Source organism: Streptomyces sp. NPDC017246 (assembly GCF_044331325.1).
Taxonomy (GTDB): Bacteria; Actinomycetota; Actinomycetes; order Streptomycetales; family Streptomycetaceae; genus Streptomyces.
Genome location: NZ_JBIRMW010000009.1, coordinates 114,086 through 141,054 on the forward strand (window position 1 = coordinate 114,086; position 26,969 = coordinate 141,054).

Consider the following 26,969-nt stretch of genomic DNA (forward strand, 5'->3'; position numbering starts at 1 on the left):
GCCCGCCGACGCACGACGAAGGGCCCGCCCCGGTTCCGGGGCGGGCCCGCTCCATGGTCCGGCGGATCCCGCCGGGCCCGACGACGAGGAAGTGGACATGGCGCGGCAGCGCGAGAGGTACGGGGAGTTCTACGAGGGGGACTTCGGTCTCAGCGAGCTCACCGCGCGGGTACGCGCCTCCGCGGGGCCGCCCCCGGACGTCCCGGCGGTGCTCCGGCTCGCCGCGGACGTGGCGGGCCTGTGCGAGGGGGAGGGGGCCGTCGAGCTCGGGAACGACGTCCGTCTCCTGCTGGACTCCGGGGTCCCCGACGCCTCCTCGCGCGCGGTGTGGCTGGCGGCGGTGGGCGGGCGCTTCGATCCGGCCGACCACGGTCTGGACATGGGCGGCTGGCTGGCGAGGCTCGCGGAGCTGTATCCGGCCCGCGTCCGCGCGGCCACCCGCAGGAACGGGTTCGGGCCCGTACGGCCCGAGATCGACGAGGCGCTGCTGCGGGAGGAGGTCGTCGCGGAGATCCGGGCGTCGGCCGCCGAGGCGACCGGCCCTGGGGTGCCCGGAGTCCCGGTGTCCGCCGCGGAGGCGTACGGCCCTGGGGCGCCCCAAGCTCCGGTGTCTGCCGGGGAGGCGGCCGGCCCCCGGACGCCCGACGACCCGGTGCCGGCCGCCCCCCGGCCCTCCGCCGCTCACGGCGGGCCTTCGCAGACCGCGTTTCCCGCGGCGGAGTTGGAGTCGATCGCGACGGAGGCCGACGCGGACCTGGCCCTGCGCCTTCTCCTCCAGGCCCTCAAGGCCCGGCACATCGCCGTCGGAAAGGCGCAGTACGACCGGCTGATGGTGCTCGACGAGCGCCTCGCGTATCCGGGTCCGCTCGTCTACGACGGCCTCGCCGTGCGGTGGCCGCCCCTCGATCCCGCCCGCCGTGACGCGGAGGGGGACTTCGGCCTCACCGCGCTCGCGTCCCGGTTCGCCGGACCCTGGCACGCGCACACGCCCCGCGAGGTCCTGGAGCGGGCCGTGGCCGACGACGAGGCCGGACAGACCCCCGGCTCCGCCGCGGCCGTGCTGCTCCAGGACGCTCTCCGGCTCCTGGAGTCCCCGCTGCCCACCGCCACGATCACCACGGTGTGGGGCGCCGCATCGGAGCGGGGCTACGACATCGAGAGGGCGGGCGCGGACGGCAGGGAGTGGCTCCGGACGGTCGCCGCGGCCTGCCGCGAGCGCCTCGCCGAGGTCGCCCCCGGCTACCGGCCCGGCACCCTCCCGGTCCGGACCGAACTCGCCGATCCCGTCCGGGACGTGCTGCGGGACCTGACACCGGAGCTCGCGCGCCGCACGGCGAGTCCGCACGCGGACCCCCTCCCGGGCGCCGACGTGGCCGAGGCCGTGGCGCGCGTCGCCGCCGAGGCCGACCCGGACCTCGGCTTCCGGCTGCTCGTCCGCCTCCTCGCCGTCCTCACCGTCCCTCTCACCGAGGCGCAGTACGCCCGCTGCCGCACGCTCGGCGAGCGCTTCGGCCTCGGTGCGTGGCACGTGTCCGAGGCCCTGGAACTGCTGGTCCGGAACGACTGAACGCCGTCGTCCCGGCCGGTTCGGCGTCCGGCCGGGCCCGGCCGGACGGCCGGAACGGCATCATGGACCCCGTGCCCCAGTCCCACGCCCAGCCCCCGTCCGCTCTCCGCCGTGCCCCCGTGCAGCAGCGGAGCGCCGAGCGGCTCGCCCGGATCCTCGACACCTGCGCCGAACTCCTCGACGAGACCGGCTACGAGCAGCTGAGCACCCGGGCCGTCGCCGCCCGTGCCGGCGTCCCCATCGGCTCGGTCTACCGCTTCTTCGACAACAAGCGGGCGATGGTCGCCGCGCTCGCCCACCGCAACCTCGACCGGTACGCCGAGCGGATCGCCGCCCATCTGGACACCACCGCCGACCCCGACCCCCATGCCGCCATCGACGGTGTCCTGGACGAGTTCATCGCCATGAAGAGGACCGTTCCCGGCTTCGCCCTCGTCGACTTCGGCGTGCCCGCCGCCGAGGAGACCGGCGAAGGGGCCGCCGAGGATCCCAACGCCCTGGTCGCCGAGCGGATCTGCGATCTGCTCGCCGCGCACCTCGGCCGCCCCGCCGACGAGACGCTGCGCCGCAAGGTCCGGGTCGGCGTCGAGACCGCCGACACCCTCGTCCGGCTCGCCTTCCGCACGGAGGCCGGGGGCGACCCCGCCGTCATCGACGAGACCCGGCAACTTCTCCACGCCTATCTCGCACCCTCCCTGTCCTAGAGCGTCCGAGGGGTTCCAGAGGGTCCCGGGGGGTCCTGGCGGGTGCCCTGTCGATCGGGCCGGGCCCGCCGCTCGCTGATCCGGCCCGATCGACAAGGCACTTCCCACCCCTCCCTAACGTGCCTACCGGTCGGTATGCTCGCGGCGGGCCGATGCCCCGGCCCCGACCCGCCGCCCTCCGGGAGACGTCATGTCCACCGCCCTGCGCATCTGCCCCCTCTGCGAAGCGACCTGCGGACTCACCCTCACGCTCGACGGGACCCGGGTCACCGGGGCCCGCGGCGACCGGGAGGACGTCTTCAGCCAGGGGTTCATCTGCCCCAAGGGCGCCGCCTTCCCCGAGGTCGACGCCGACCCGGACCGGCTGCGCGGGCCCCTCGTCCGGAAGGACGGGACGCTCCGGGAGGCGAGCTGGGAGGAGGCCTTCGACACGATCGCAGCCCGGATCCGACCCCTGATCGAGGAGTACGGCCCGGACGCGGTGGGTATCGTCCTGGGCAACCCCAATGTGCACACCATGGCGGGCGCCCTCTACCCGCCCCTCCTCATCGGCGCGCTGGGCACACGGAACCTCTTCACGGCGTCCACGCTCGACCAGATGCCCAAGCACGTCTCCAGCGGCCTGCTGTTCGGAGACCCCTTCGCCGTCCCCGTACCGGACCTGGACCGCACCGATCACCTGCTGATCCTCGGAGCCAACCCCCTGGACTCCAACGGAAGCCTGTGCACCGCCCCCGACTTCCCCGGCAGGCTCAAGGCACTGCGCCGACGCGGCGGCACCCTCACCGTCGTCGACCCCCGGCGCACCCGCACCGCTCGCCTCGCCGACCGGCACGTCGCCATCCGCCCCGGCGCCGACGCCCTGCTCCTCGCCGCACTCGTCCACACCCTCTTCGAGGAGGGGCTCACCGACCTCGGCCCGCTCGCCGCCCATGTGGAGGGGGTCGAGGAGGTACGGGCGGCGGTACGGGAGTTCAGCCCCGAGGCGGTCGCCGACGCCTGCGACGTGGACGCGGGCACCCTCCGCGCCCTCGCCCGGGAACTCGCCGCCGCGCCCACCGCCGCCGTCTACGGGCGGATGGGCAGCTCCACCGTGGAGTACGGCACCCTCGCCAACTGGCTCGTCGACGTCCTCAACATCCTCACCGGCAACCTCGACCGGCCCGGCGGCGCCCTCTTCCCGCTCGCCGCCACCGTGCCCGCCCCGCGCCCCGCCGGACCGGGCAGGGGCTTCGCCCTCGGCCGCCGGCACAGCCGGGTCTCGCACCACCCGGAGGTCAAGGGGGAGCTGCCGATGGTCGCGCTCGCCGAGGAGATCGAGACCCCGGGGGAGGGCCGGATCCGGGCCGTGATCACCGTCGCCGCCAACCCCGTCCTCTCCGCCCCCGACGGACACCGGCTCGACGCCGCCCTCGGCACGCTCGACCTGATGGTCGCCGTCGACCCGTACCTCAACGAGACCACCCGCCACGCCGATGTCGTCCTGCCCCCGCCGCCGCCGTCACAGAGTGCCCACTTCGACTTCGCCTTCAACGGCTTCGCCGTCCGCAATCAGGCCCGTTTCACCCCGGCCGTCGTCCCCCTCGGCGAAGGCCTCATGGACGAGTGCGAGATCCACGCCCGGCTGATCCTGGCGGTCTCCGGAATGCACGGAGCGGCGCCGTCCGCCGTCGACGACCTCGCCGTCGACACCGCCCTCGCCAAGGCGGTGACCCAGCGGCACTCGCCCGTGTACGGCGCCGACCCCAAGGAGTACGCCGCCCTGCTCACCGGGACGAGCGGACCGGAGCGCCGGCTCGACCTGATGCTGCGCCTCGGCCCGTACGACCTGGTCCTCGAAGACCTCCGCCAGGCGCCCCACGGCATCGACCTCGGTCCGCTGAAGTCCCGCGTCCCCGGCCTGCTCAAGACCCGCAGCGGACGGATCGAGCTCTTCCCCGCCCCCGTCGCCGCCGATCTGCCCCGGCTGCGTGCCGCCCTGGAGGCTGCGGTCCCCGACGGGCTCGTCCTCGTCGGGCGGCGGCATCTGCGCTCCAACAACAGCTGGCTGCACAACATCCCGGCGCTCGGCGGAGGATCGAACCGCTGCACCCTCCAGGTCCATCCGGAGGACGCGGCACGACTGCGCCTGACCGAGGGCGGGCTCGCCCGTGTCACGGCCGAGGGCGGCGAGCTGGCGGTCGAGGTGGAGATCACCGACACCGTACGGAACGGGGTGGTGAGCCTTCCGCACGGCTGGGGTCACGACCGTCCCGGCACCCGGCTGACCGTGGCCTCCGCACGCCCCGGAGTCAACGTCAACCAGCTGCTCGACGGCTCCCGGATCGACCCGCTCTCCGGCACCGCCGTCCTCAACGGCTTCCCCGTCACGGTGGCGCCACTGCCGTGACCCCGGTCGTCCCCCTGCCGTGACCCGGCCTCGACCCCTGCCTTGACCTGGGGTTTTGCTCGTATTGCTCACGCGTCAACGTCTTGTTAACGGCAGAAGAGGGCACCTACCGTCATCCGGACCGCCGCTCGGCGGAGTTCAACGGTGAACGTGAGGTGCCCTCCATGCTGACCGTCCTCGGCTTCGCCATGATCGCGACCTTCCTGGTCCTGATCATGATGAAAAAGATGTCGCCGATCGCGGCGCTCGTGCTGATCCCCGCGCTCTTCTGTGTCGCGGTCGGGCAGGGGGCCCAGCTCGGCGACTACGTCATCGAAGGCGTCGGCAAGCTGGCGCCGACGGCCGCGATGCTGATGTTCGCGATCGTCTACTTCGGCGTCATGATCGACGTCGGCCTCTTCGATCCGATCGTCCGGGGCATCCTGCGCTTCTGCAAGGCCGACCCCGTGCGGATCGTCGTGGGTACGGCGGTGCTCGCCGCGATCGTCTCGCTGGACGGCGACGGTTCCACCACCTTCATGATCACCGTCTCGGCGATGTATCCGCTCTACAAGCGGCTCGGCATGAGCCTGGTGGTCATGACGGGTGTCGCCGCCACCGCGAACGGCGTCATGAACACCCTGCCCTGGGGCGGCCCCACGGCCCGCGCCGCGACCGCGCTGAAGCTGGACGCCGGCGACATCTTCGTGCCGATGATCCCCGCGCTCGGCATGGGACTGCTCTTCGTCTTCGTCCTCGCGTACGTCCTCGGGCGTCGTGAGCGCAAGCGCATCGGTTACCTCACCCTCGACGAGGCCCTGGTGCCCGAGGCCGACGCGGTGCTGGTCGCGACCGGTGGTGGTTCCGATGACGGTGCCGCCGGCGGTGCCGGTGCCGGTGCCGGTGGCACGGGCCCGGACCCGGCCAGGAAGGCGACCGGCGGTTCCGGCGAGGCCGTGGATCCGGACGAGGACACGGACGAGGGCTTCCAGGGGCTCGACCCGCACCGCGCGACCCTCCGTCCCCGGCTGTACTGGTTCAACGCCGGGCTGACGGTCGCGCTGCTCGCCGCGATGATCCTCGAACTGATGCCGATCCCGGTGCTGTTCCTCCTCGGCGCCGCGCTCGCGCTCACCGTCAACTACCCGAACATGGCCGAGCAGAAGGCGCGTATCGCCGCCCACGCCGACAACGTCCTCAATGTCTCCGGCATGGTCTTCGCCGCCGCCGTCTTCACCGGTGTGCTCACCGGCACGGGCATGGTCGAGCACATGGCCGACTGGCTGGTCGGCGCCATCCCCGAGGGCATGGGCCCGCACATGGGCCTGGTCACGGGCATCCTCAGCATCCCGCTCACCTACTTCATGTCGAACGACGGCTTCTACTTCGGCGTGGTGCCGGTCCTCGCGGAGGCGGGCGCCGCGCACGGTGTCTCGCCCCTGGAGATCGCGCGGGCCTCACTGGTCGGCCAGGCCCTGCACATGTCGAGCCCGCTGGTGCCGGCGGTGTACGTCCTCGTCGGTATGGCGAAGGTGGAGTTCGGCGACCACACCAAGTTCACCGTGAAGTGGGCGGCGCTGACCTCGCTGGTCGTTCTCGCCTCGGGGATTCTCTTCGGAATCATCTGAGCCGGTCCCGGGCCCGGGCCGGTCCCGGGCCCGGGCCGGTCCCGGGACCGGTCCCGGTTCGGGTCTGAGCCGGACGGGCGACTTCGAGGCTGGCGTGCGCATGTCGCCACCCTCGGTAGTCATGTGGTGACGGATAGTCCGATTATCGGTTAACTGTCCGACGACACTCCTTCCGGAGGAACCCGCATGACCGCTCGTACCGCCCGACCCCTCGCCGCCGCAGCAGCCACCCTCGCCCTCGGCAGCCTCGCCCTCGCGGGCGCGCCGTCGGCCTTCGCCGCCCCCGGCGACAACGGCGACATCAAGATCCACAGGGTCGGCACGCCCTTCAACGACCAGAGCAACGAACCGAAGGTCTGCAGGTTCTACCTGGCGGCCTTCAACTTCGACACCCTCGAGAAGGTCGACTGGACGATCAGCCCCCAGCCACCCAAGGCGGACGACCCGGAACTCAGCGGCGCCATCACGCTGGGCGGCACGGGTACGGGGCACACCGGCAATCTGTCGCTGCCCAGCGGTCAGTACAAGCTCGTCTGGACCTTCGTGGGCGAGACGGGGGCCGGGAAGCAGAAGGTCTTCCAGGTCGAGTGTCCCGGTGATGTCATCACCAACCCGACCAGCCCACCGACCACCGGTGGAAACGGCCCCGGCGGAAACGGTCCGGGCGGGAACGGCCCCGGCGGGAACGGTCCGGGCGGGTACGGTTCCGGCGGTCACGGTCCCGGCAGGCCCCCGCACGGCCCGGTCGGTGCCGGCGGCGGTGGCAGCGCGGAGATCGCCGCCGAGGACTCCTCCGTCTTCGGCGTCGGGGCGGCCGTCGCGGCCGGCCTCGCCGGTACGGCCGGACTGGTCCTGATCCGCCGCTCGCGCCGCCGCGGCAATGGCGCCGCGTAGGTCCTCCCGCCTCACGCGCCGACGGCGGCGCCTGTTCCGGCTCGCCAGGACCGTGACGGTCACCGTGGTCCTGGTGACCGGCGGTGTCTGGTGGGCCGGTGACGAGGAGCCGACCGGCCCCCCGCCCGTCGCCGGCCCCCCGCCCGCCGCCGGTCCGGCCGCCTCGGGCCGGACCGGGGCGGCCGGGGCTCCGCCCACCCTCGACCACAAGGCGAAGCCCCGGGCCCGGCCGAAGGCCGTACCCGCGCCCAGGCCGTCGCCCCCGCCCGCCCCGCTGGCCCGTTCGCACCCCACCACCGTCGCCGTACCGGCGATCACCATCGAGGCACCGGTGGTCGAACTCGGTCTCGACGGCACGGGGCGGCTCGCCGCGCCGCCCGTCGACAACCCCCGGGTCGTCGGCTGGTACGCGAAGGGAGTCACGCCCGGTGAACGCGGGACCGCCGTCGTCGTCGGTCACCGCGACACCCGCACCGGGCCCGCCGTCTTCCTCGACCTGAACTCGCTCAGCCCCGGCAACACCGTCCGGGTCGCCCGCGCCGACGGCAGGGTCGCCGTCTTCACGGTCGACCGCGTCCGTACCTACACCAAGGCCGAGTTCCCCGACAAGGAGGTGTACGGCTCCACCGGGCGGCCCGAACTGCGGCTGCTCACCTGCGGCGGAGCCTTCGACCGCAGTACGGGTTACGAGGCGAACATCGTCGTCTTCGCCCATCTCACCGACGTCGCCCGCACGATCTGAACGGCGGACCCCAGCCGCGTCCGCCGTTCCCACCGCTCCGGCGGGCCCACTCCACCCGGTGTGTGCCCGCCGGACGCGCGCTGTCCGCCTCCCGCGGCCCCGGCCGGAAGATGCAGCGCCCCCTTCGTCCCGTCCTCCCGCATCGCCGCACCGTCGCCTCGACGCGGCGGCCCGCCGGTCGCGGGGCCGGGCCGTTGCCGGGTAATTCCCGGACGGCTAGGAGGCTTCTGTCAGTTCGGGGGGCGCAGGGCTGTGCGGGGTGTCCGTGGACAGTGCCGGGGCGGGCGCGGCACGATCGGTTCGGTCCGGGGTCACGTGGGACCGCCGTGCGGCGCCCGTACGGAGACCGGGGCGGTCCCGACTGAGACGGGGGGCACGTCCTGGGGCCCTGGCGCCCAAAAACTAACAGCGCTAGTTTGGGGTGGACGACGAACCGGCCGGTGGCGAACCGTTCGGTGACGGACCGGCCGGTGGCGAACCGGTCGGCAGCGTGAGGAGACAGCGGATGAAGGCGCACGACGCGATGTACATCGGCGGGGAGTGGCGTCCCGCCGCCGGCCCCGACACGATCGCCGTCATCAACCCGGCGGACGAGCAGGTCATCGGGCACGTCCCGGCGGGCACCGCCGAGGACGTCGACGCCGCCGTACGGGCCGCCCGTGCCGCGCTGCCCGGCTGGGCCGCGACCCCGCCCGCCGAGCGCGGGGCCCGGATCGCCGCCCTGCGCGACGCGCTCGCGGCCCGCGCGGACGAGATCGCCGCCACGGTGACCGCCGAACTGGGCGCCCCGCCGCAGCTCGCCGCCGCCGTGCACGCCGGACTGCCGATCGTCGTGGCGGGGACGTACGCGGAACTCGCCGCGACCCACCCCTTCGAGGAGAAGGTCGGCAACTCGACCGTCTACGCCGAGCCGGTCGGTGTCGTCGCCGCGATCACCCCCTGGAACTTCCCGCTCCACCAGGTCGTCGCCAAGATCGCCCCGGCCCTGGCCGCCGGCTGCACCACCGTCCTCAAGCCCGCCGAGGACACCCCGCTCACCGCCCAGCTCTTCGCCGAGGCCGTGCACGAGGCGGGCCTGCCCGCCGGTGTCTTCAACCTGGTCACCGGGCTCGGCCCGGTCGCGGGGCAGGCGCTCGCCGAGCACCCGGACGTGGACCTCGTCTCGTTCACCGGCTCCACCGCCGTCGGCCGCCGCATCGGCGCGCTCGCGGGCGGCGCCGTCAAGCGCGTCGCCCTCGAACTCGGCGGCAAGTCCGCCAACGTGATCCTGCCGAGCGCCGACCTGGCCCGGGCCGTCTCCGTCGGCGTCGCCAACGTCATGTCCAACTCCGGTCAGAAGTGCAGCGCCTGGACGCGGATGCTGATCCCCGCGGACCGGTACGAGGAGGCGGTGGAGCTCGCCGTCGAGGCCGCCGCCAAGTACGTCCCCGGTGAGCGCCTCGGCCCGCTGGTCAACGCCAAGCAGCAGCAGCGCGTGCGCGGCTACATCGAGAAGGGCGTCGAGGAGGGCGCCCGGCTCGCCACCGGCGGCCCCGAGGCCCCGCTCGAGACCGGCTACTACGTCTCCCCGACCGTCTTCGCCGACGTCACCCCGGAGATGACCATCGCCCAGGAGGAGATCTTCGGGCCCGTCGTCGCGCTCCTCCGGTACGAGGACGAGGCCGACGCCCTCGCCATCGCCAACGGCACCGTGTACGGCCTCGCCGGAGCGGTCTGGGGCGACCCCGAGGAGGCCGTCGCCTTCGCCCGCCGCATGGAGGCCGGCCAGGTCGACATCAACGGCGGCCGGTTCAACCCGCTGGCGCCCTTCGGCGGGTACAAGCAGTCCGGCGTCGGCCGGGAACTCGGCGCGCACGGTCTCTCCGAGTACCTCCAGACCAAGTCCCTCCAGTTCTGAGTCCTCACGTCCCGAGCGTCCCGAGCGCAGAAGGAGCAACGAGCGTGATCCGCGCCGCCGTCCTGCCCGCCGTCGGGTCTCCGCTGGAGATCACCGGCATCGAACTCCCCGAGCCCGGCCCCGGCCAGGTCCGGGTCCGGCTCGCCGCCGCCGGGGTCTGCCACTCCGACCTGTCCCTGTCCAACGGCACCATGCGCGTCCCGGTCCCCGCCGTCCTCGGCCACGAGGGCGCCGGCACCGTCGTCTCCGTCGGCGAGGGCGTCACCCATGTCGCCCCCGGCGACGGAGTCGTTCTCAACTGGGCGCCGTCCTGCGGCGACTGCCACCCCTGTTCGCTCGGCGAGGTCTGGCTCTGCGCCAACGCCCTGGCCGGCGCCGCGAACATCCACGCCCGCACCGAGGACGGCACGGAGCTCCACCCCGGGCTCAACGTCGCCGCCTTCGCCGAGGAGACGGTCGTCGCCGCGAACTGCGTCCTCCCGGTGCCCGACGGCGTGCCCCTCGCCGACGCCGCCCTGCTCGGCTGCGCCGTTCTCACCGGCTGGGGCGCGGTCCACCACTCCGCCCGGGTCCGCGAGGGCGAGACCGTCGCGGTGTTCGGCGTCGGCGGCGTGGGCCTCGCCACCCTCCAGGCCGCCCGGATCGCGGGCGCGTCCACGATCGTCGCCGTCGACGTCTCCCCGGAGAAGGAGGCGCTCGCACGGGCGGCCGGGGCGACCGAGTACGTCGTCGCCTCGGCGACCACGGCGAAGGAGATCCGTAAGCTCACGGGGGGCCAGGGCGTCGACGTGGCCGTCGAGTGCGTCGGCCGCGCCGTCACCATCCGTACCGCCTGGGACTCCACCCGGCGCGGCGGCCGGACCACGGTCGTCGGCATCGGCGGCAAGGACCAGCAGGTCACCTTCAACGCCCTGGAGATCTTCCACTGGGGCCGCACCCTCGCGGGCTGCGTCTACGGCAACTCGAACCCGGCCGTGGACCTGCCGGTGCTCGCCGAGCACATCCGGGCCGGCCGGCTCGACCTCGGGGCGCTCGTCACCGAGCGGATCACCCTGGACGGCATCCCGGGCGCCTTCGAGAACATGCTGGCGGGCAAGGGCGGCCGGGCCCTGGTGATCTTCCCCTGACAGCGCGCGCCCTCGCGGAAGCCCGTACCGGCCCACCGGTACGGGCTTCCGCGTTCCCGCGGTCCGGGCCTCACAGATCCAGGACGAGACGGGCGCCGCGCGAGCGCCCCACGCAGATCATCATCGTCGCCCCCGCGGCCTTCTCGTCCTCGCCGAGGACGGAGTCGTGGTGCTCGGGAGTACCGGCGATCACCTTCGTCTCACAGGTGCCGCAGTACCCCTCCTCGCAGGAGTACGGGACCCCCGGCACCACCTCGCGCACGGCGTCGAGCAGGGTCCGGCCGGGCTCCACGCGCAGGGTCCGGCCACTGCGCCGCAGCTCGACCTCGAAGCCCTCCGACGGCGCGTCCCCGGCCGCCGGCGCCGGCGCCGCGCCGAACCGCTCCGTGTGCAGCGGACCCGGCCACCGTTCCTCCACGGCCCGCAGCAGCCCCTCCGGGCCGCAGCAGTACACGGCCGTCCGCGCCGGCAGCCCGGAGAGGACGGCGTCCAGGTCGGGCAGTCCCGCCGTGTCCCGCGGCACGAGAGTGACCCCGGGGAGAGCGGCGAGCTCCTCGCGGTACGCCATGGCCGCGAGGCTCCGGCCGCCGTAGAGCAGCGACCACGACCCCGGCGGCAGCGAGCGGACCATCGGCAGCAGCGGGGTGATGCCGATGCCCCCCGCGAGGAACAGATACCGCTCGGCGGGCACGAGCGGGAAGCGGTTGAACGGGCCCCGCACCCCGAGGACCGTGCCCTCCCCGACGGAGGTGTGGATCTCCTCCGAGCCGCCCCGCCCGGCGGGCTCCCGCAGCACCCCGAGCCGGTACGTGCTCCGGTCCGCCGGGTCGCCGCAGAGCGAGTAGTGCCGCACCGCGCCGGACGGCAGCGTCACCTCCAGATGGGCGCCGGGCTCCCACGGGGCCAGCTCGGCGCCGGTGGGATCGACGAGCACGAGCCCCAGGACGCCCTCGGCCTCCCGGACGGCCGACCGGACCATGAGTCGGGACATGGACATCGTCACCTCGTACCGTGGGTCGGGGGCAGCAGCGGCTCCGGCCATACGCGGCACAGCGCCCCGTACAGCGCGGCGGCGACTACGAAGGAGGCCGGCAGGCTCAGGTCGACGCCGCCCGTGAGGCCGGTCAACGGGCCCGTGTACAGCGGGTTGTTGACCCAGAGCACCCCGACGGCCGAGCCGGCCGCGAAGGCCGTGACGGCCCGCGGGTTGATGCCGCCCGCGTACCAGTACCGTCCGCCGCCGCCCGTGGTGAAGGTGCGCAGCGCCTCCGCGTCGTACCGGCCCCGGTGGAGGACGTACCCGACGAAGAGCACGGCCGCCCACGGCGCGACGACCGTGAGGAGCAGCGTCACGAACGCCGACATCGCGTCCATGGCGTCGTACACCACCGCTCCGAGGTACAGCACGGCCGCCGCGAGCAGCGCGACCACCGTGGTCACGGCGGCCCGCGAGGAGCGCCAGAACACCGAGTTGGCGGAGAGCCCGGCCGCGTACAGACAGAGTCCGGCCTGCGGCAGGGTGCCCGCGAAGCCGAAGACCACGACCGCCACCGCGAACCAGCCGGGGACCGCGTCCGTCAGGCCCTGGAGCCACGGCTCGTCGGGGACGGGGAAGAGGGTCGTCACGTACGCGCCGGTGAGCAGCGCGGCGAGACTGCTGAGGAACATGGAGATCCCGCTGGCCCGTACGACCCGGCCGGTGGGGGTGGAGGAGGGCATGAAGCGGGTGTAGTCGCCCTGGAAGGTGGCGTACGACAGGGGCACGGTGGCGGAGGCCGTCGCCGCGAGCAGCCAGGTGTGCAGGTGGCTGTCGAGCGCGAGCGTCCCGCCGGCGTATCCCGCGTCGAAGTCCGGTGCCAGGACGAGCACGGTGCCGAGCAGGACCGCCCCGCCGGTGACCGCGGTGATCCTGTACGTACGGACCAGGGTCTCGTGGCCGCGTACGGCGACCAGCGCGACCGCCGCCGCCGTCACGAACATCGCGGCGGTCAGCGCGCCGGGGCCCGTGGGGGTGGAGAACAGCCGGTGCCCGGCGACCATGACGGCGGTGCCGCCCGTCCACACGGCGATGGCGAAGAAGCCCAGCGCGGTCACCACCGTGATGGTGTTGCCGACGACCCTGCCCCGCACGCCGAAGTGCGCCCCGCTCGCCACGGGATCATTGGTGCCGGTCCGGATGCCGAAGCGGGCGAGCGGCGCGAGCAGCGCCGTGCCGACGGCGACGCCCACGGCGACGGCGCTCGCCGAGGCCCACCAGCCGAGGCCGAAGACGACGGGCAGCGCGCCGAGGACGACCGTGCCGAAGGAGAACTGCGCGGAGGGCCAGATCCAGCCGAAGTCCCCCGGTTTCGAAGTGCGTTCGGCCTCGGGAACCGGCGCGATGCCGTCGTGGTCGGCCGCCGCGCGGGGCGGCGCCGCGATGGACGCCGCCCCGGTCGGTGTGGTGGTCATGAGGCGCCCCCGGACGGCGTCGCCACGGACGAACTCGCCGCGGACGATGCCACTGCGGACGGTGCCGCCCCGGACGGCGCCGTCGTGGACGCGGTAGCCCCGGAGGACGAGACCTCCGCGTCGTGCGCGGGATCGCGCTGCTCGGGGACCGAGAGCGCCCCCGGCAGCACGTCGACCACCCGGATGTCCGCGCACGCGGCTCCCGACAGGCGCTCCCCGCTCGTCAGGTCGAAGGTCGTGTGGTGCAGGGGGCAGGTGATCCGCAGCCTGTCCCCGTCGACCCGGCCGTACTTGAGCCTGCCCCCGCGGTGGGGGCAGACGGCGGCCGCGAGGACCTTGCGGCCGCCGACCTCGACCAGGACCAGGTCCTCGGTCACCTGGCGGACGGAGGGCTCGCCGGAGGCCCGTCGCCCCGCCGGCACGGCCGTCACGCGACGGTCTCCCGCGCCCGGGCGACGGCCGACTCCGTGGCCGTGCCGACGATGTCGGAGGCCAGCCGCACACCCGCCCAGATCTTCGCCAGGTCCGGCTCCTCCAGCGCGCGGATCGCCGTACGCATATGACTGCTGTGGTACGAGTCGATGTAGAGGTGCTCGGTGTAGTAGGCGTCATGGACGATCCCGAGCCGCCGTGCCGCCCGCGCGAAGCTCTGGAAGGCGTAGAGCACACTGGTCTCGAAGTAGGCGTACGCGCCCAGGAAGTACTGGGGCGAGGGCGCCCGGCTCGCCAGCCAGTGGAACATGTTGACGTAGGCGAAGCACTCCGGGGTCGTCTCGTCGAGGTAGTCGTCGAGCCGGAGGCTCATCCCGAGTTCGGTGAGCAGGTCGCGGTAGAGCTGGGAGTGCGCCTGCTCCTCGTTGCCGCAGCCGAGTTCGTCGATGAGGACGCGGAAGACCGCCATCGCCGAGCGGTACGGCAGCCGCGGCACCACCGGGAGCAGCGACTCGGACTCGGTGAGACCGTCGAGGGCGAACTGCCGGACCACGACCTCGAACTGTTCGCGCGTCGCGTGCTCGGCCAGGAAGGTCGCGCTCTCCGGCAGCGAGGCCTCCTCCTCGGCGAGGAACTCCTTGAGCGCCTGGAGCAGCTCGCCGGCCGAGCCGAACCGGGGAGCGGACGACTCGTACGCCTTCGCCTTGGGCAGGATCCACCGCTCCTCGATCGCGGTCATCGACCCGTAGTCGCCGAGGTTGGGGACCCGCCGGTAGAGGCTGTGCAGTTCCCGCTGCGCGGTCGCGGCCGGGGCCGTGATCGAGTGGGAGGCGGGGATGGTGCTCATGCCGCCTTCGCCTCCTCGTGCACGGTGGGGGAGCTGATCACGCCGCGCCGGTGCAGCTCCTTCTTGACCCAGCGGTACCAGTCGTCCTTGAAGACGCCGTACCGCTCGCAGACGGCGTTGATCTCCGTCTGCCGGTCCGGGGTCGGGTCGACCAGCATCGCGTTGCACAGGGAGGGTTCGAGGTTGGCCAGCGGGCCGATGAAGCCGTCGATGCCGCGGGCGTCGACGAGGAGGTTCTCCCAGCCCTCGAAGACCGGGATGCCGGTGCCGGCCTCGGCCATCATCCGCGTGAAGGAGGCGTCGCCGCTGGACTCCTTGATGCCGACGATCCCGGGTATCTCCTTGCAGATCCGGATCAGGGTCTCGAACTCGATCCGATTGCCCGAGAGCGCCTCCTCGTTGTAGAGGAAGATCGGGATGTCCAGTGCCGCCCGGATGGCCCGGTAGTGCTCGACGATCCGGTCCTGCGTCACGTCCGCGCCGAACGGTGTGGTGACGACGACGGCGTCCGCGCCGATCGCGGCCGCCGTACGGGCCCGGTCGATCACCGCGTCGGTGTCGGGGAGCTGGATGCCGGCGAGGACGGGCAGGCCACCCGCGTGCCGGACGGTGTACGTGACGACGTCCTGCCACTGCCGGGCGTCGAGCTTCCAGCCCTCGCCGGAGGTCAGGGCCGGCATGAAACCGGTGACCTCGGCGCGGATGTGGTCCAGGAGACGGACGACGCTCTGCTCGTCGACGACGCCGTGCTCGTCGAGGGGAGTGATCAGCGGGACGACGGTCCCGGAGTAGGTGCCAGGCATGAGTGGGGTGCCCTTCGGGATGTCTTCAGAGGTTTTCGGGGACGACCGTCAGCACCAGCGACCGCTGGTAGAGGTCCTCCAGGTACGCGGGGAACGAGGGCTCCTCGCCGAGGGCGGGAGCGTCGGCCGACGCGAGCGACGCGAGCGGGGCGATCGGTACGACCGGCAGGCCGGCCGTGGCGGTCAGCCGGGGGCTGGCCGTGTAGAGCGTGCCGCCGCGGCCGACGACCTGGGCGATCAGCAGGCGTTCGTGCGCCGGCAGGCCGTCGAGTCCCGGGGTCGCGAAGGCCCGTCGGACGTCGTCCTCCGTGTAGCCGATCCGGTCGATGGCGAGATCGGTGTGGAGCACGTCCATGAAGGGGTAGTACTCGTCCTGAACCCCTCGCTCGTAGCCCCACACGAGGTCGTCGCAGCGGCCGACCTGCTCCCAGCTCATGACCACCCCGCCCGCGTCCCCGGCGGCCAGCCGGCCGGCGAAGAAGGCCTTGGCGGCCACCCGGACGGTCTCGTCCTTGCTGTGCATGCCCATGAAGGTCGTGGCGTCGATGAACGCCACCGGGTTCGGGTCAGCCGGCATAGCGCTCGAGCACCTTCCGCATCCGCTCCATCGCGCCGGCGAAGACCTCCGGCTCACGGGCCAGGGCCAGGCGCAGGAAGCGCTCGCCCTTCTCCTTGGTGTTCCAGTAGAAGAAGGTGCCCGGCAGGACGTACACCTCCTCGTCGAAGAGTTCCGCCTGGAGCTGGGTGGCCTTCAGGTGCTCCGGCTTGATGCGGAACCAGGCGACGCTGGTGCCGACGACCGGCTCCTGGAACTCCAGGATGGTGCCGCTGAGGGCGTTGCGCGCGGCCTCGCCGTTGGTGCTGATGATGTCGCGCACGGAGGCGAAACCGTCGGTGATGGAGTCCTCGACGTACTGCGTGACCATGTTGAGGACGAACGGCGAGACGTTCAGCAGGACGCTGGTGTGGAGGTTGTAGACCTCCTCCTGGATGTCCCGGCTGGCCGTGATCATGGCGCACTTGGCGTCCTGGATCGGCCAGGTCTTGCCGGTGTCCTCCATGACCATGTACGTGACGCCGGACTCCTCGAGGAGCCGGTAGATGTCCACCCGGCCGATGCCCTCGTCGCAGAGCGCGAAGGACGCGAAGCAGAAGTCCATCACCAGGACCTTGTCGTGGTCCACGCAGTAGCGGACCACCTCGCGGAAGCCCTCCAGCTTCTCGGCGAGCAGGGTGAACCCGGTGGGGTTGTTCGGGTCGACAAGGTAGATCGCGTCCGCGTCGACCTGCTCGACGAGACGCTCGTAGATGGCGTCCTTCTCGTGCAGCGCCGACTCGGCGAGCGGGGAGATCGGCACCTGCATGTTGCGCAGCAGGTCGACCAGGTTGTCGAAGCAGGGCTCGACCAACTGCACCGACTTGCCGCGCTGCTTGAGGAACATGCCGGCGACCATGGTCGACACGCTGGCGGAGTAGGAAAGGAGCGTGCGGTCCATCGCACGGGCGGTGGGCTGCTGGTGCAGACGGAAGAAGGCGTCGATGAACTGGCGCTCGAAGTGCGCCTGCTGCTTCGACTCGGACTCGTGCCAGAGCTCGGGGAGGCGCGAGACGATCCGCTCCTGGGAGGCGGACTGCCGCTGGTGGGTGTGCGCGTCGGCCAGGTTGAACCGGGTCTTCAGGGCTTCGATCTCGTGCTGGGTGAGGTCGACGAACGTGCTGACGTCTGCCTTGTCGGTCAACGACATGAAGAACTCCCGCTGTCGATACGAATCTCCGTCCGGAATTCCGGCGGCGTGAATGACTGTAGGAGCTTCGAGCGGCCTTGCGAATAACGGCCGGGTCACGCAATTAATAATCACCGCGATGTTCTCCCGGCAAAAAAAAGGAACGACGGCCAGGCATTCCTCGAAAAGGAATGCCTGGCCGTCGTTCGGTGGTGCGGCCGCTTTTCGCGGCGTGTTCGACTACTCAGTGGCGGCCCTCAGGAGGATGTCCTCGTATACCTTCGGGTCGTCCGACGCGATCACCGGCCAGCCGATGCCGTACGCGCCCTCCCAGTCCACGTCGATACCGGGGTTGGGGTGGTCGGAGCCGTCGGGCAGGAACAGATGGGGGCTGCAGTCGACCCGGTCGCTCTTGGCCAGCGCGGCCTGGTCGGCGAGCGCCCGGCGCGCCCGCCCGTCGTCCAGCGCCTCGGTGAGGGCGTCGACGTCGACGACCCCGGTGTCCGCGGCCACGTCCAGGATCACCTTGCGGTGGCTGATGCAGCGGGACTCCGCCCAGAAGGCGCGGCGCAGCCCGAGGTCGAGCTGCTCCGAGGCGTTCAGGCTCTGCGCCTTGGCGGCGAGCACCGCCTCCAGGGCGGGCAGGGTCGTCGAGGGGTAGAGCCAGTCCTTGGCCTGCCACAGCTGCCAGCCGGCGGTCGGTTCGAGGCTGGCCATCCGGGCGACCTCGCTGTCCGTGCCCGGGCGCGGGCTCGGGGCGTCGTTGAGCAGTTCGAGGGGGAACGCGCGCAGGTCGAAGGAGACCTGCTCCTCCAGGCCCAGCCGGGCCCGGGTCTCGTGCAGCCGGTGGATGGCGATGTGCGCGAAGGAACACCAGATGTCGGAGAAGACGGTGACGACTCCGCGCGGCGGGGTCAGATCGGCGGTGGTCGGGTCGGACATGGTTCTCCTCGGTTCTTACGCGGGCGGAGCGACGGCTCGGCCGGTGGGGGACTCGACGGCGTCGAGTGCCGCCTCGAGGTCGAGGTCGGCGCCGGGCAGCCAGGCGGGCAGGGAGGGGATACGGGCCATCGCGTCGAAGAGCCGGGGCACGGCGCTCTCGCGGACGGTCGGCCCGTGGGCGCTCAGCAGCTTCGCGGGGCGCAGGGCTGCCAGCTCGTGGACCGGCCGGAGGAACTTCGCCTCGTCGACCAGCGCGGTCCACGGGGCTATCGCCCGGTTCAGGACCTCGAAGCCGTGGAAGAATTCCTCCTCGGAGAGATCGGCGAACTCCTGGCTGATTTCCTCTGTGACGGTCCCGAAACTGTCGGAGCTGTAGAGCGTTCCATCGGAATGGTCGAACACGGCGAGGGTGCCAGGTGAATCGAAAGTGGGCGGCCGGTGAAAACTCAGCTCACGGTCGCCGACTTTCACGCGACTTCCCGGGTTCGCGGTGACCGCACGGTCCTGCGGAATAGCGAACTCTTCCGATATTCGCGTCAGTGATATGGCGTTGGTGAGCACCTTCGCGTGCGGCGCGGCCTCCAGGATCCGGGCCAGGGCGCCGGTGTGGTCCCGGTCGTCGTGGGTGACGACCACCCAGCGCAGATCGGCCGGCTCGATCAGCGACCAGAGGGAGTCCAGGAAGCCCTCCCGGTCCACGGGCATGCCGGTGTCCACGAGGAGCGGCTCGCCGGACCGGAGCAGGAAGGCGTTCACCGGCTGGTCGCCGAGACCCGGGATGGGCAGCGCCGAGGGAAGGACGTGGATGTCCGGCCCGGCGGTGTAGGGCGCTTTCATGGCACACCTTTCGGTCGGCGGCAGCCGGCGGTCAGACGAGCTGGATGGTCAGGGAGCCGGCGATCAGCAGGGCGAGGCCCAGGGCGCGCGGCTTGGTGAGGGAGCGCTGGGGGAGCTTGAACAGGCCCTTGTGGTCGATCAGGGCCGAGGTGAGCTGCTGGCCCGTCACGGTGAGCGCGATGGTCACCGCCGCGCCGATGGAGGGGATGAGCAGGAAGGTGCCGGTGACGTAGGCGGCGGCGCAGGCGCCACCGAGCCAGCCCCACCAGGGCATCTTCTTCAGCGGGGCGATCTTGGGCTTCGGGGTCTTCCGGGTCGCGTAGAGCACGAGCAGGACGACGGCGATGGTGAAGGTCGCCACGGCGAAGCTGATCACGGCGACGGTGATCGGCTCCTTGAGCTGGGCGCGCAGCTGGGCGTTGACCGCACCCTGCACCGGCAGCACGGCGCCGGCGACGACACCGAGGGCGAGCCAGCCGGCGCGGCCGGCGCTCGACATCTTGGGGGCGCCGGGAGGGGCGGCGGCCTTCATGCCCCGGATGATCACGACGATGCCGGCGAGCACGGCCAGGGCGCCGATGACGATGCCGGCACTCAGGTCCTTCTGCTCGAGACCGAGGAGTCCGAAGAGGTCGAGCGCGAGCGAGGCGAACATCTGGCCGGTGACGAAGAGTCCGACGGCGGCGAGGGCGCCGAGCCGTGGGAAGAGCAGGATGCCGCTGGTGATGTAGAGCGGACTGGCCAGTCCGCCCAGCAGCTGCCAGGGCTCGACGTCCGGCAGTTTGCCGAGCGCGCCGAGTGCTCCGGCCACCACCGCGAGCACGGTCAGCAGACCGGTCGCGACGCCGAGCTGGATGGTCGAGGCGCCGTACGGGGTGCCGACGGCCGAGTTGAGCTGGAGGTTCACCGAGGCCTGGACGGCCAGGAGGCAGCCGACCAGCAGGGCCGCGGCGAGTAGCGCGGTGTGCATCTTGATCTCCCTGGGGCGGGGATGGCGAGCGGGTAAGTGGACACTGAGTCCGTTTAGCATGCCACGGGACATGGCAAACGGACAAGGTGTCCACTTAGCTCCAGGGGAAGTAGGGTCTGGTGCATGAGCGACGACGAGCAGCGGGGACGTGGAGCCGCCTCCGTACACCGGGTCGGCGGGCTCCTCGGCGACCTTCAGGCCGCGGACGACCAGCCGGTCGCCCCGCGCAGACGCGCGGACGCGGAACGCAACCGGGCCCAGATCCTGGCCGCGGCCGAGCAGCTCTTCGCCCAGCAGGATCCGCGGTCCGTCACCATGGACCGGATCGCCAAGGCCGCCGGGGTGGGCCGCGCCACGCTGTACCGGAGCTTCCCCGACCCGTCCTCGGTCGCCGTCGCGCTGCTCGACGAGCACGAGCGCCGGCTCCAGGGGCAGCTCATCTACGGCCCGCCGCCGCTCGGACCCGGCGCGCCCGCCGGGGAGCGGCTCGCTGCGTTCTACCTGGCGATGCTCGACCTGCTCGAACGGCATCTGCCGCTGGCCCTCGGCGCGGAGACCGGTTCCGCGCGCTTCCGGACGGGTGCGTACGGCTTCTGGCGCGTGCACGTCCGCACGCTGCTCGTCGACCACGGGATCCGGGACCCGGACCCGCTGATCGACATCGCGCTCAGCCCGCTGTCACCCGAGCTCTTCCAGTTCCAGCGGCACGAACTCGGTCTGTCGACCGAGCGCATCGGCAGCTCCCTGGCGGACTTCGCCCGCCAGCTGCTGCGGTCGGGGGAGTGAGGGGGGCCGGTCGAAGGAGCGAAGGAGGGGACCGGACGGGCCTGTTCGGGACCTGACGTTCCAGGGCCGAGGCCGGGGCCGGACCGGTCCGCTCGGTGCCGGTGCCCTAGGCGCCGCGCGATCGCCCGGTCGGGTGCACCAGGCCCGGGAGGATCAACTCCCAGATGCGGCCGAGCCGTTGCTCGGCGGGGCCGTGCAGCGCGCCGTTCTCGGCGGTCCTGGGCTCGTCCGTGGACCAGGCCTCGTCGAGCGGCGCTCCCGGGCGGCGCATCTCCAGCTCGACCCCGGTGATCACATAGCCGATCAGCGCGGCGACCGCCGTCGCGTCCACACCGGGGCGCAGGGCCTTCTCCGCCGCCGCGTACCGGGCGAGGCGGGAGACCTCGCGCCGCCAGGGGCAGTCCCCGGACATCCCGGGGTCGGTTAACTGCAGTTCGCGCGCAAGACGTTCACCGGCCCGCGCGACCGGGTCGGTCTCGAAGAGCCGGATCAAGGCGTGCGTGGTGATCACCAGCTTGTCGATCGCGGTGCCTCCCACGCCCTCCGCGGACAGGCAGGCCGACTCGACCGTGATCCGGGTGACCGCGCAGGCCCGCCCGCGTACCGCCGTCGCCAGATCGGCCTTCGTCGCGAAGTGGAAGACCAGCGCCCCGGTGGTGACCCGGGCCTCGCCGGCGATCCTGGCCAGCGAGGCCCGTTCGTACCCGTGCCCGTCGAACACCCTAGCGGCCGCCGACAGGATTTCCTGTCTCGTACGTTCCGCCCGCTGCTGTATCGCCATGAGCTCCCCCGTCGGCTTGCGAGAAGGTGCCGGAGCGTTATGTTCCGGCCCGCGCCTGTGACCGACTCGAAACTATCCGGCCGAGAGGCCATGAAACGTGCCCTCTCGCCCGACCGGCCGGAACTGGGGCTTGACGCGCATCACCGTTCCAGGTCGCGGGCGCCCACCCCGCGCCGAGGGCCCTGGAAGTGACCGGAACCGGGGGTATGACCTGTCAGGTGGATTCAGCCGTTCCGGAGGTGGCGGGCGTCCGTGAACGGGAGCGCGATACGGCCACTCCGGCCAGGCACAGCGCGCCCCCGCCCAGAGTGAGCGGCCCCGGCAGCTCGCCGAGGACCAGCCATGCCATCAGCACGACGAGAGCGGGCACGGCGTACGTCGTCGCGCCCATCCGCCCCGCGGTCGTACGGGCCAGGGCGTAGGCCCAGGTCGTGAAGGCGAGCGCGGTCGGGAAGACCCCGAGATAGATCATGTTCAGGGTCGCCGAAAGCGGCGCCCGGCCCGCCTCGTCGATCAGCTGCCCGGCGAACGGCAGACAGGCCACCGCTCCCACCAGGCAGCCGAAGGTCGTCACCTGGAGCGCGCTGCCGTGGGCGAGCGCCGGCTTCTGCGCCACGACCCCGCCCGCGTACGCCACCGCCGCGAGGAGGCAGAGCAGCACCCCGAGCACCGAGGCGTGCCCGCCGGAGGAGCCGCGGGACATCGACAGGCCCACGGCCACCGCGCCCGCGAAGGACACCGCCATGCCCGCGAGCAGCCGGGGCGGCAGCGACTCCTTCAGGAACCGGGCGCCGAGCAGCGCGATGAGGATCGGCCCGATGTTCACCACCATCGCCGCCGTACCCGCGTCGACCTCCTGCTCACCCCAGTTGAGCACCACCATGTAGACCCCGAACCAGAGCAGGCCCGAGACCGCGATCCCCGGCCAGGCGGCCCGGTGCGGCAGCCCCTCCCGTCGGATCAGGAGCACGGTCCCGAGGACCAGGACCCCGGCGAGCAGGCGTCCGAGTGCGAGCGCGCCGGGGGAGTAGGCCTCTCCGGCGCTGCGGATGGAGACGAAGGCGGAGGCCCACAGGACGACCGTGACTCCGGCGGCGGCGAGGGCGAGCCGCGAGGATTGCTTCTGCATGGCTAGACCGTAGGGCGAGGACGCTTCGGCGTTCACCGCAATATTCCCGGAGCGCGAGGGCGGGGCGTGCGCGCGGCGGTGCGGACCGTGCGGGCGGCGGTCCGGGCGGTGCGGAGGGTCACCGCAGCGTCTCCGGGGCGATGCCCAGGGACGCGTACAGCGCGCTCTCGCCCGCCCCGGTCACCTTCACGGCCCGCTCGGACCCGATCCGCACGCACCAGCCGGCGTCCAGCGCGTGCCGGCACAGTGCGGCGCCCGCGAGCCCGGCGAGGTGCGGGCGCCGCTCGGTCCAGTCGAGACAGCCGCGCGCGACGGGCCGTCGCCCCCGCCGTTCGAGGGGGATGCCCAGCTCGCCGAACCAGGCGAGACCCGGGTCGGTCAGCGCGAACCCGGTGTCCTGGCGCAGCAGTCCGCGCACGGTCATCGCCTCGGTGATCGCGATGCCGAGCCGCCCCGCGAGATGGTCGTAGCAGGTCCGTCCCCGGGCCATCGCCCGCCCGGCGTTCGCGGCGCCCAGGGAGCGGTGCGGGGCGGCCACCGGCGGCTCGGAGCGCGCGGTCAGGTCCTCGACGAGATGCGCGATCCCGGCGTCGGCGAGGCGCACGTACCGGTGGCGCCCCTGCCGCTCCTCGGCGAGCACCCCGCCGGTGACCAGCTTTCCGAGGTGCTCGCTGGCCGTGGAGGGTGCCACGCCCGCGTGCCGGGCGAGTTCTCCGGCGGTCCAGGCACGCCCGTCGAGCAGGGCGAGCAGGAACGCGGCGCGGGTCTCGTCCGCGAAGAGCGCCGCGAGCGCGGCGAGGTCACTGGCTGCCATGCGTCCAGCGTCCCGCACTCACGCTTCGGTGGCGGCCGAAGTGTCGTGCGGAGCCCCGTTCCGGGCCTCGTACTGCAGGCGCAGCCCGTCGAGCAGGGCCCGCAGGCCCGTGTCGAAGGCGCCCTCGTCGACTTTCTGGCGGTGTTCGGCCAGCCGGTGCGCCTGCCCGAGGTGGGGGTAGTCGGCAGGGTCGTAGGCCGTCTCGTCGTCGACGAAACCACGGGCGAAGGAGCCCAGGGCGGAGCCGGTGACGAAGTACCGCATCAGGGCGCCGATGGAGGTGGCCTGGGCGGGCGGCCAGCCGGCCCGGACCATCGCGCCGAAGACGGCGTCCGCGACGCGCAGGCCCGCGGGGCGGCGGCCGGGTCCCTGGGCGAGCACCGGGACGATGTGGGGGTGGTCGGCGAGGGCGGCGCGGTAGGAGACGGCCCAGTCGCGCAGCGCGGTCAGCCAGTCGCGGCCGTCGGACTCCGCGAACATCGACAGGTCGATCTTGGCGCTCACCGCGTCGGCGACGGCGTCGAGGATCTCGTCCTTCGTACGGAAGTGGTTGTAGAGCGAGGGCCCGCTCACCCCGAGTTCGGCGGCGAGCCGCCGGGTCGAGAGCGCGTCGAGACCCTCGGCGTCCACGAGCGCGCCCGCCGTCTCGACGATGCGGTCTCGGCTGAGCAGGGGCTTGCGCGGTCGGGCCATGGCGCACATAGTAGGCCCGCACAGAAAAAACTAGCAGTGGTAATTAATGACCGGCCGGGCGGCGCCCGGGTAAGGGGTGGCACCGTGGATCTGGCGCTGAGCGAGGAGCAGGAAGCCGTACGGCGGCTCGCCGAGGACTTCGTCGCACGCGAGGTCACCCCGCACGCCGTCGCGTGGGACCGCGCCGAGGAGGTGGACCGGGCGATCGTGAAGAAGCTCGGCGCCGTCGGCTTCCTCGGGCTCACCATCCCGGAGGAGTACGGCGGCTCCGGCGGCGACCACCTCGCGTACTGCCTGGTGACCGAGGAGCTCGGCCGCGGCGACTCCTCCGTCCGCGGCATCGTCTCCGTCTCCCTCGGCCTGGTCGCCAAGACCGTCGCCGCCTGGGGCAGCGAGGAGCAGAAGTCGGCGTGGCTGCCCCGGCTCGCCTCCGGCGAGGCGCTCGGCTGCTTCGGCCTCACCGAGCCCGGCACCGGCTCCGACGCCGGGAACCTCGCCACCCGCGCCGTGCGGGACGGCGACGCCGGCGACTACGTGATCAACGGCGCCAAGATGTTCATCACCAACGGCACCTGGGCCGATGTCGTCCTGCTCTTCGCCCGCACCAACGACACCCCCGGCCACAGGGGCGTCTCCGCCTTCCTCGTCCCCGCCGACACCCCCGGCCTCACCCGACGCCCCGTCCGCGGCAAGCTCGGCCTGCGCGGACAGGCGACCGCGGAACTGGTCCTGGAGGACGTCCGCGTCCCGGCCGACGCGATGCTCGGCCCCGAGGGCAAGGGCTTCACCGTCGCCATGTCCGCCCTCGCCAAGGGCCGGATGTCGGTCGCCGCGGGCTGTGTCGGCATCGCCCAGGCCGCCCTCGACGCGGCCGTGCGGTACGCGGGGGAGCGCGAGCAGTTCGGAAAGCCCATCGCCTCGTACCAGCTCGTGCAGGAGCTGATCAGCGACATCGCCGTCGACGTGGACGCCGCCCGGCTGCTCACCTGGCGGGTCGCCGATCTGATCGACCGGGGCCAGGAGTTCGCCACCGCCGCCTCCAAGGCGAAGCTGTACGCCTCCGAGGCCGCCGTCCGTGCCGCGAACAACGCCCTCCAGGTCTTCGGCGGCTACGGCTACATCGACGAGTATCCCGTCGGCAAGCTGGTCAGGGACGCGCGGGTGATGACCCTGTACGAGGGCACCAGCCAGATCCAGAAGCTCATCATCGGCCGGGCGCTGACGGGGGTCTCGGCCTTCTGAGCCTCGTACCCGCCGGGACCCCTCCTGAGTACGAGGCTGAGTACGCGGACGGATGTGGCGCCCGCCACATCCGTCCGATGCTGTGCTCATGAGCGACACACCGGTCAAGCAGCAGAACACCGCCGCCTACTACATGCAGGCCGTCCTCTCCTTCGGGATCGCCCTCGCGGCCGTGGCCGTCGGGGTCTTCCAGCTGGAGGCCAGTGCCTGGGTCCGCGCCTTCCTCGCCGTCTCGGTGCTCTACCTCACGACCTCGGCCTTCACCCTCGCCAAGGTCGTCCGCGACCGCCAGGAGGCCGGGCAGATCGTCAGCCGGGTCGACCAGGCCCGTCTGGAGAAGCTCCTCGCCGAGCACGACCCCTTCCAGAAGCTCTGAGCCGCCGATCTCCGTCAGGGGCACCTATCTGTCGAGATCACCGCTCTCCGTGAAGATCACCGATCTCTAAGCGCTTGCTCACCCTCGTTGTATGGTGTTGGTCCTGACGGGGTCCGAGAAGGAGTGTGGGATGAGCGTGGCGGAGGAGACGCCCGGGGGCGAGGACATGCCCTGGGGCGAGGTCACGCCCGAGGCGGCCAGGCGGCTGCTGGTGGCCGCCGTCGAGGCGTTCGCCGAGCGCGGCTACCACGCCACCACCACCCGGGACATCGCCGGCCGCGCGGGCATGAGCCCGGCCGCGCTCTACATCCACTACAAGACCAAGGAAGAGCTGCTCCACCGGATCAGCCGGATCGGTCACGACAAGGCGCTGGAGATCCTCCGCGCCGCGGCCGCCGGCGACGGCACGGCCGCCGAGCGCCTGGCCGACGCCGTCCGCTCCTTCGTCCGCTGGCACGCCGAGCGCCACACGACCGCGCGGGTCGTCCAGTACGAGCTCGACGCCCTCGGCCCCGAGCACCGCGCCGAGATCGTGGAACTGCGCCGCGAGTCCGACGCGGCGGTGCGCGGCATCATCGACGAGGGCGTGGCGGCGGGCGAGTTCGACGTACCGGACGCGCCCGGCACCACGGTCGCCGTGCTCTCGCTCTGCATCGACGTCTCGCGCTGGTTCAACACCCAGGGCCGGCGGACGCCCGACGAGGTCGGCGCGCTCTACGCCGACCTCGTCCTCCGGATGGTCGGCGCTCAGAAGAAGTAGCGGGAGACCGACTCGGCGAAGCAGACCGGCTTCTCGGAGCCCTCGCGCTCGACCGTCACGGCCGCCGTCACCTGCACACCGCCGCCCGCCTCCTCGACCTTGGTCAGGACGGCCGTGGCGCGCAGCCGCGAGCCGACCGGGACCGGGGCCGGGAAGCGGACCTTCTCGGTGCCGTAGTTGAGGCCCATCTTCATGCCCTCGACCCGCAGCACCTGCGGGACGAACAGCGGCAGCAGCGACAGGGTCAGATAGCCGTGCGCGATGGTGGTGCCGAACGGCCCGTCGGCGGCGCGCTCGGGGTCCACGTGAATCCACTGGTGGTCCCCGGTCGCGTCAGCGAAGAGGTCGATCCGCTTCTGGTCGATCTCCACCCAGTCGCTGTGCCCCAGCTGCTCGCCGACCCCCGCGCGCAGCTCCTCGGCGGAGGTGAAGATCCTCGGCTCGGCCATGTTCCT

27 protein-coding genes are annotated in these 26,969 nt (G+C 72.5%); 12 read left to right on the plus strand and 15 right to left on the minus strand.

Translation table 11 applies throughout. From position 1 onward, the window contains the following. The first annotated feature begins 97 nt into the window (after positions 1-97). The 8 genes from ACH4MY_RS21965 (at position 98) to ACH4MY_RS22000 (ending at position 10,927) form a co-directional block, all read left to right on the plus strand. Complete coding sequence (locus tag ACH4MY_RS21965) at positions 98-1,567, plus strand: hypothetical protein (RefSeq protein ID WP_398005406.1); 1,470 nt, start codon at positions 98-100, stop codon at positions 1,565-1,567. Between the two features lie 62 nt (positions 1,568-1,629). Beyond that, positions 1,630-2,271: a TetR family transcriptional regulator gene (locus ACH4MY_RS21970; protein WP_398005407.1), complete on the plus strand. Its 642-nt coding sequence runs from the start codon at positions 1,630-1,632 to the stop codon at positions 2,269-2,271. Positions 2,272-2,461: 190 nt separating this feature from the next. Beyond that, positions 2,462-4,660, plus strand: a complete 2,199-nt coding sequence (locus tag ACH4MY_RS21975; protein WP_398005408.1) for a molybdopterin-dependent oxidoreductase — start codon at positions 2,462-2,464, stop codon at positions 4,658-4,660. Between the two features lie 164 nt (positions 4,661-4,824). Next, on the plus strand, positions 4,825-6,267 hold the full coding sequence (locus tag ACH4MY_RS21980; protein WP_398005409.1) for a CitMHS family transporter: 1,443 nt from the start codon (positions 4,825-4,827) through the stop codon (positions 6,265-6,267). Between the two features lie 186 nt (positions 6,268-6,453). Then, positions 6,454-7,161 carry a hypothetical protein gene (locus ACH4MY_RS21985; protein WP_398005410.1) on the plus strand — a complete coding sequence of 236 codons (708 nt, stop codon included), beginning with the start codon at positions 6,454-6,456 and terminating at the stop codon, positions 7,159-7,161. Beyond that, positions 7,148-7,903: a class F sortase gene (locus ACH4MY_RS21990; protein ID WP_398005411.1), complete on the plus strand. Its 756-nt coding sequence runs from the start codon at positions 7,148-7,150 to the stop codon at positions 7,901-7,903. The genes ACH4MY_RS21985 and ACH4MY_RS21990 overlap by 14 nt, the downstream gene beginning before the upstream one ends. 505 nt (positions 7,904-8,408) lie before the next feature. Then, positions 8,409-9,800 (plus strand): aldehyde dehydrogenase family protein, encoded by a 1,392-nt coding sequence (locus ACH4MY_RS21995; protein ID WP_398005412.1) that lies wholly within the window; start codon positions 8,409-8,411, stop codon positions 9,798-9,800. 44 nt (positions 9,801-9,844) lie between these two features. Beyond that, a complete protein-coding gene (locus ACH4MY_RS22000; RefSeq protein WP_398005413.1) occupies positions 9,845-10,927 on the plus strand; it encodes a Zn-dependent alcohol dehydrogenase in 1,083 nt (360 codons plus the stop codon). Between the two features lie 70 nt (positions 10,928-10,997). On the opposite strand, the gene ACH4MY_RS22005 is transcribed toward ACH4MY_RS22000, so the two are convergent. The 10 genes from ACH4MY_RS22005 to ACH4MY_RS22050 all read right to left on the minus strand — a co-directional run bounded on the left by ACH4MY_RS22005 (position 10,998) and on the right by ACH4MY_RS22050 (position 19,933). Further along, positions 10,998-11,918 (minus strand): PDR/VanB family oxidoreductase, encoded by a 921-nt coding sequence (locus tag ACH4MY_RS22005; protein ID WP_398005414.1) that lies wholly within the window; start codon positions 11,916-11,918, stop codon positions 10,998-11,000. 8 nt (positions 11,919-11,926) lie between these two features. Further along, on the minus strand, positions 11,927-13,378 hold the full coding sequence (locus tag ACH4MY_RS22010; RefSeq protein ID WP_398005415.1) for a purine-cytosine permease family protein: 1,452 nt from the start codon (positions 13,376-13,378) through the stop codon (positions 11,927-11,929). Beyond that, positions 13,375-13,809: a Rieske (2Fe-2S) protein gene (locus ACH4MY_RS22015; protein ID WP_398005416.1), complete on the minus strand. Its 435-nt coding sequence runs from the start codon at positions 13,807-13,809 to the stop codon at positions 13,375-13,377. Before ACH4MY_RS22015 ends, ACH4MY_RS22010 begins: the two co-directional genes overlap by 4 nt. Then, entirely contained in the window at positions 13,806-14,657 is an 852-nt protein-coding gene (locus ACH4MY_RS22020; protein WP_398005417.1) for an iron-containing redox enzyme family protein, read from the minus strand. Before ACH4MY_RS22020 ends, ACH4MY_RS22015 begins: the two co-directional genes overlap by 4 nt. Continuing rightward, positions 14,654-15,460, minus strand: a complete 807-nt coding sequence (locus tag ACH4MY_RS22025; RefSeq protein WP_398005418.1) for a dihydrodipicolinate synthase family protein — start codon at positions 15,458-15,460, stop codon at positions 14,654-14,656. The genes ACH4MY_RS22020 and ACH4MY_RS22025 overlap by 4 nt, the downstream gene beginning before the upstream one ends. Before the next feature lie 25 nt (positions 15,461-15,485). Beyond that, complete coding sequence (locus tag ACH4MY_RS22030) at positions 15,486-16,037, minus strand: DUF6190 family protein (RefSeq protein ID WP_398005419.1); 552 nt, start codon at positions 16,035-16,037, stop codon at positions 15,486-15,488. Continuing rightward, on the minus strand, positions 16,027-17,205 hold the full coding sequence (locus ACH4MY_RS22035) for a pyridoxal phosphate-dependent aminotransferase (protein ID WP_398005420.1): 1,179 nt from the start codon (positions 17,203-17,205) through the stop codon (positions 16,027-16,029). The genes ACH4MY_RS22030 and ACH4MY_RS22035 overlap by 11 nt, the downstream gene beginning before the upstream one ends. A gap of 219 nt (positions 17,206-17,424) precedes the next feature. Continuing rightward, the gene (locus ACH4MY_RS22040) at positions 17,425-18,126 is read right to left on the minus strand and encodes a DsbA family protein (protein WP_398005421.1); all 702 of its coding nucleotides are present in this window, start codon (positions 18,124-18,126) and stop codon (positions 17,425-17,427) included. A 15-nt stretch (positions 18,127-18,141) separates the two neighbouring features. Beyond that, complete coding sequence (locus ACH4MY_RS22045) at positions 18,142-18,963, minus strand: MBL fold metallo-hydrolase (RefSeq protein ID WP_398005422.1); 822 nt, start codon at positions 18,961-18,963, stop codon at positions 18,142-18,144. 31 nt (positions 18,964-18,994) lie between these two features. Further along, positions 18,995-19,933: a DMT family transporter gene (locus tag ACH4MY_RS22050; RefSeq protein ID WP_398005423.1), complete on the minus strand. Its 939-nt coding sequence runs from the start codon at positions 19,931-19,933 to the stop codon at positions 18,995-18,997. A 123-nt stretch (positions 19,934-20,056) separates the two neighbouring features. Between ACH4MY_RS22050 and ACH4MY_RS22055 the strand changes: the two genes are divergently transcribed. Beyond that, positions 20,057-20,719 carry a TetR/AcrR family transcriptional regulator gene (locus ACH4MY_RS22055; RefSeq protein WP_398005424.1) on the plus strand — a complete coding sequence of 221 codons (663 nt, stop codon included), beginning with the start codon at positions 20,057-20,059 and terminating at the stop codon, positions 20,717-20,719. Between the two features lie 106 nt (positions 20,720-20,825). Here ACH4MY_RS22055 and ACH4MY_RS22060 read toward each other — a convergent pair whose 3' ends face one another. The 4 genes from ACH4MY_RS22060 to ACH4MY_RS22075 form a co-directional block, all read right to left on the minus strand. Continuing rightward, the gene (locus tag ACH4MY_RS22060; protein ID WP_398005425.1) at positions 20,826-21,500 is read right to left on the minus strand and encodes a TetR family transcriptional regulator; all 675 of its coding nucleotides are present in this window, start codon (positions 21,498-21,500) and stop codon (positions 20,826-20,828) included. A 214-nt stretch (positions 21,501-21,714) separates the two neighbouring features. Further along, positions 21,715-22,629 carry a DMT family transporter gene (locus ACH4MY_RS22065; protein ID WP_398005426.1) on the minus strand — a complete coding sequence of 305 codons (915 nt, stop codon included), beginning with the start codon at positions 22,627-22,629 and terminating at the stop codon, positions 21,715-21,717. A 118-nt stretch (positions 22,630-22,747) separates the two neighbouring features. Beyond that, positions 22,748-23,443 carry an ArsR/SmtB family transcription factor gene (locus ACH4MY_RS22070; protein WP_398005427.1) on the minus strand — a complete coding sequence of 232 codons (696 nt, stop codon included), beginning with the start codon at positions 23,441-23,443 and terminating at the stop codon, positions 22,748-22,750. Between the two features lie 18 nt (positions 23,444-23,461). After that, entirely contained in the window at positions 23,462-24,136 is a 675-nt protein-coding gene (locus ACH4MY_RS22075) for a TetR/AcrR family transcriptional regulator (protein WP_398005428.1), read from the minus strand. Positions 24,137-24,220: 84 nt separating this feature from the next. On the opposite strand from ACH4MY_RS22075, the gene ACH4MY_RS22080 reads away from it, so the two are divergent. From ACH4MY_RS22080 to ACH4MY_RS22090, 3 genes are all read left to right on the plus strand, one after another. Next, positions 24,221-25,378, plus strand: coding sequence for an acyl-CoA dehydrogenase family protein (locus tag ACH4MY_RS22080; RefSeq protein ID WP_398005429.1), 1,158 nt, complete (start codon positions 24,221-24,223; stop codon positions 25,376-25,378). An 88-nt stretch (positions 25,379-25,466) separates the two neighbouring features. Further along, positions 25,467-25,754, plus strand: coding sequence for a YiaA/YiaB family inner membrane protein (locus ACH4MY_RS22085; RefSeq protein ID WP_398005430.1), 288 nt, complete (start codon positions 25,467-25,469; stop codon positions 25,752-25,754). Between the two features lie 130 nt (positions 25,755-25,884). Next, entirely contained in the window at positions 25,885-26,514 is a 630-nt protein-coding gene (locus ACH4MY_RS22090; RefSeq protein ID WP_398005431.1) for a TetR/AcrR family transcriptional regulator, read from the plus strand. Here the strand turns inward: ACH4MY_RS22090 and ACH4MY_RS22095 are convergent. After that, on the minus strand, positions 26,502-26,963 hold the full coding sequence (locus ACH4MY_RS22095) for a MaoC family dehydratase (RefSeq protein WP_398005432.1): 462 nt from the start codon (positions 26,961-26,963) through the stop codon (positions 26,502-26,504). The two genes, ACH4MY_RS22090 and ACH4MY_RS22095, sit on opposite strands and share 13 nt — an antisense overlap. Between the last annotated feature and the right edge of the window lie 6 nt (positions 26,964-26,969).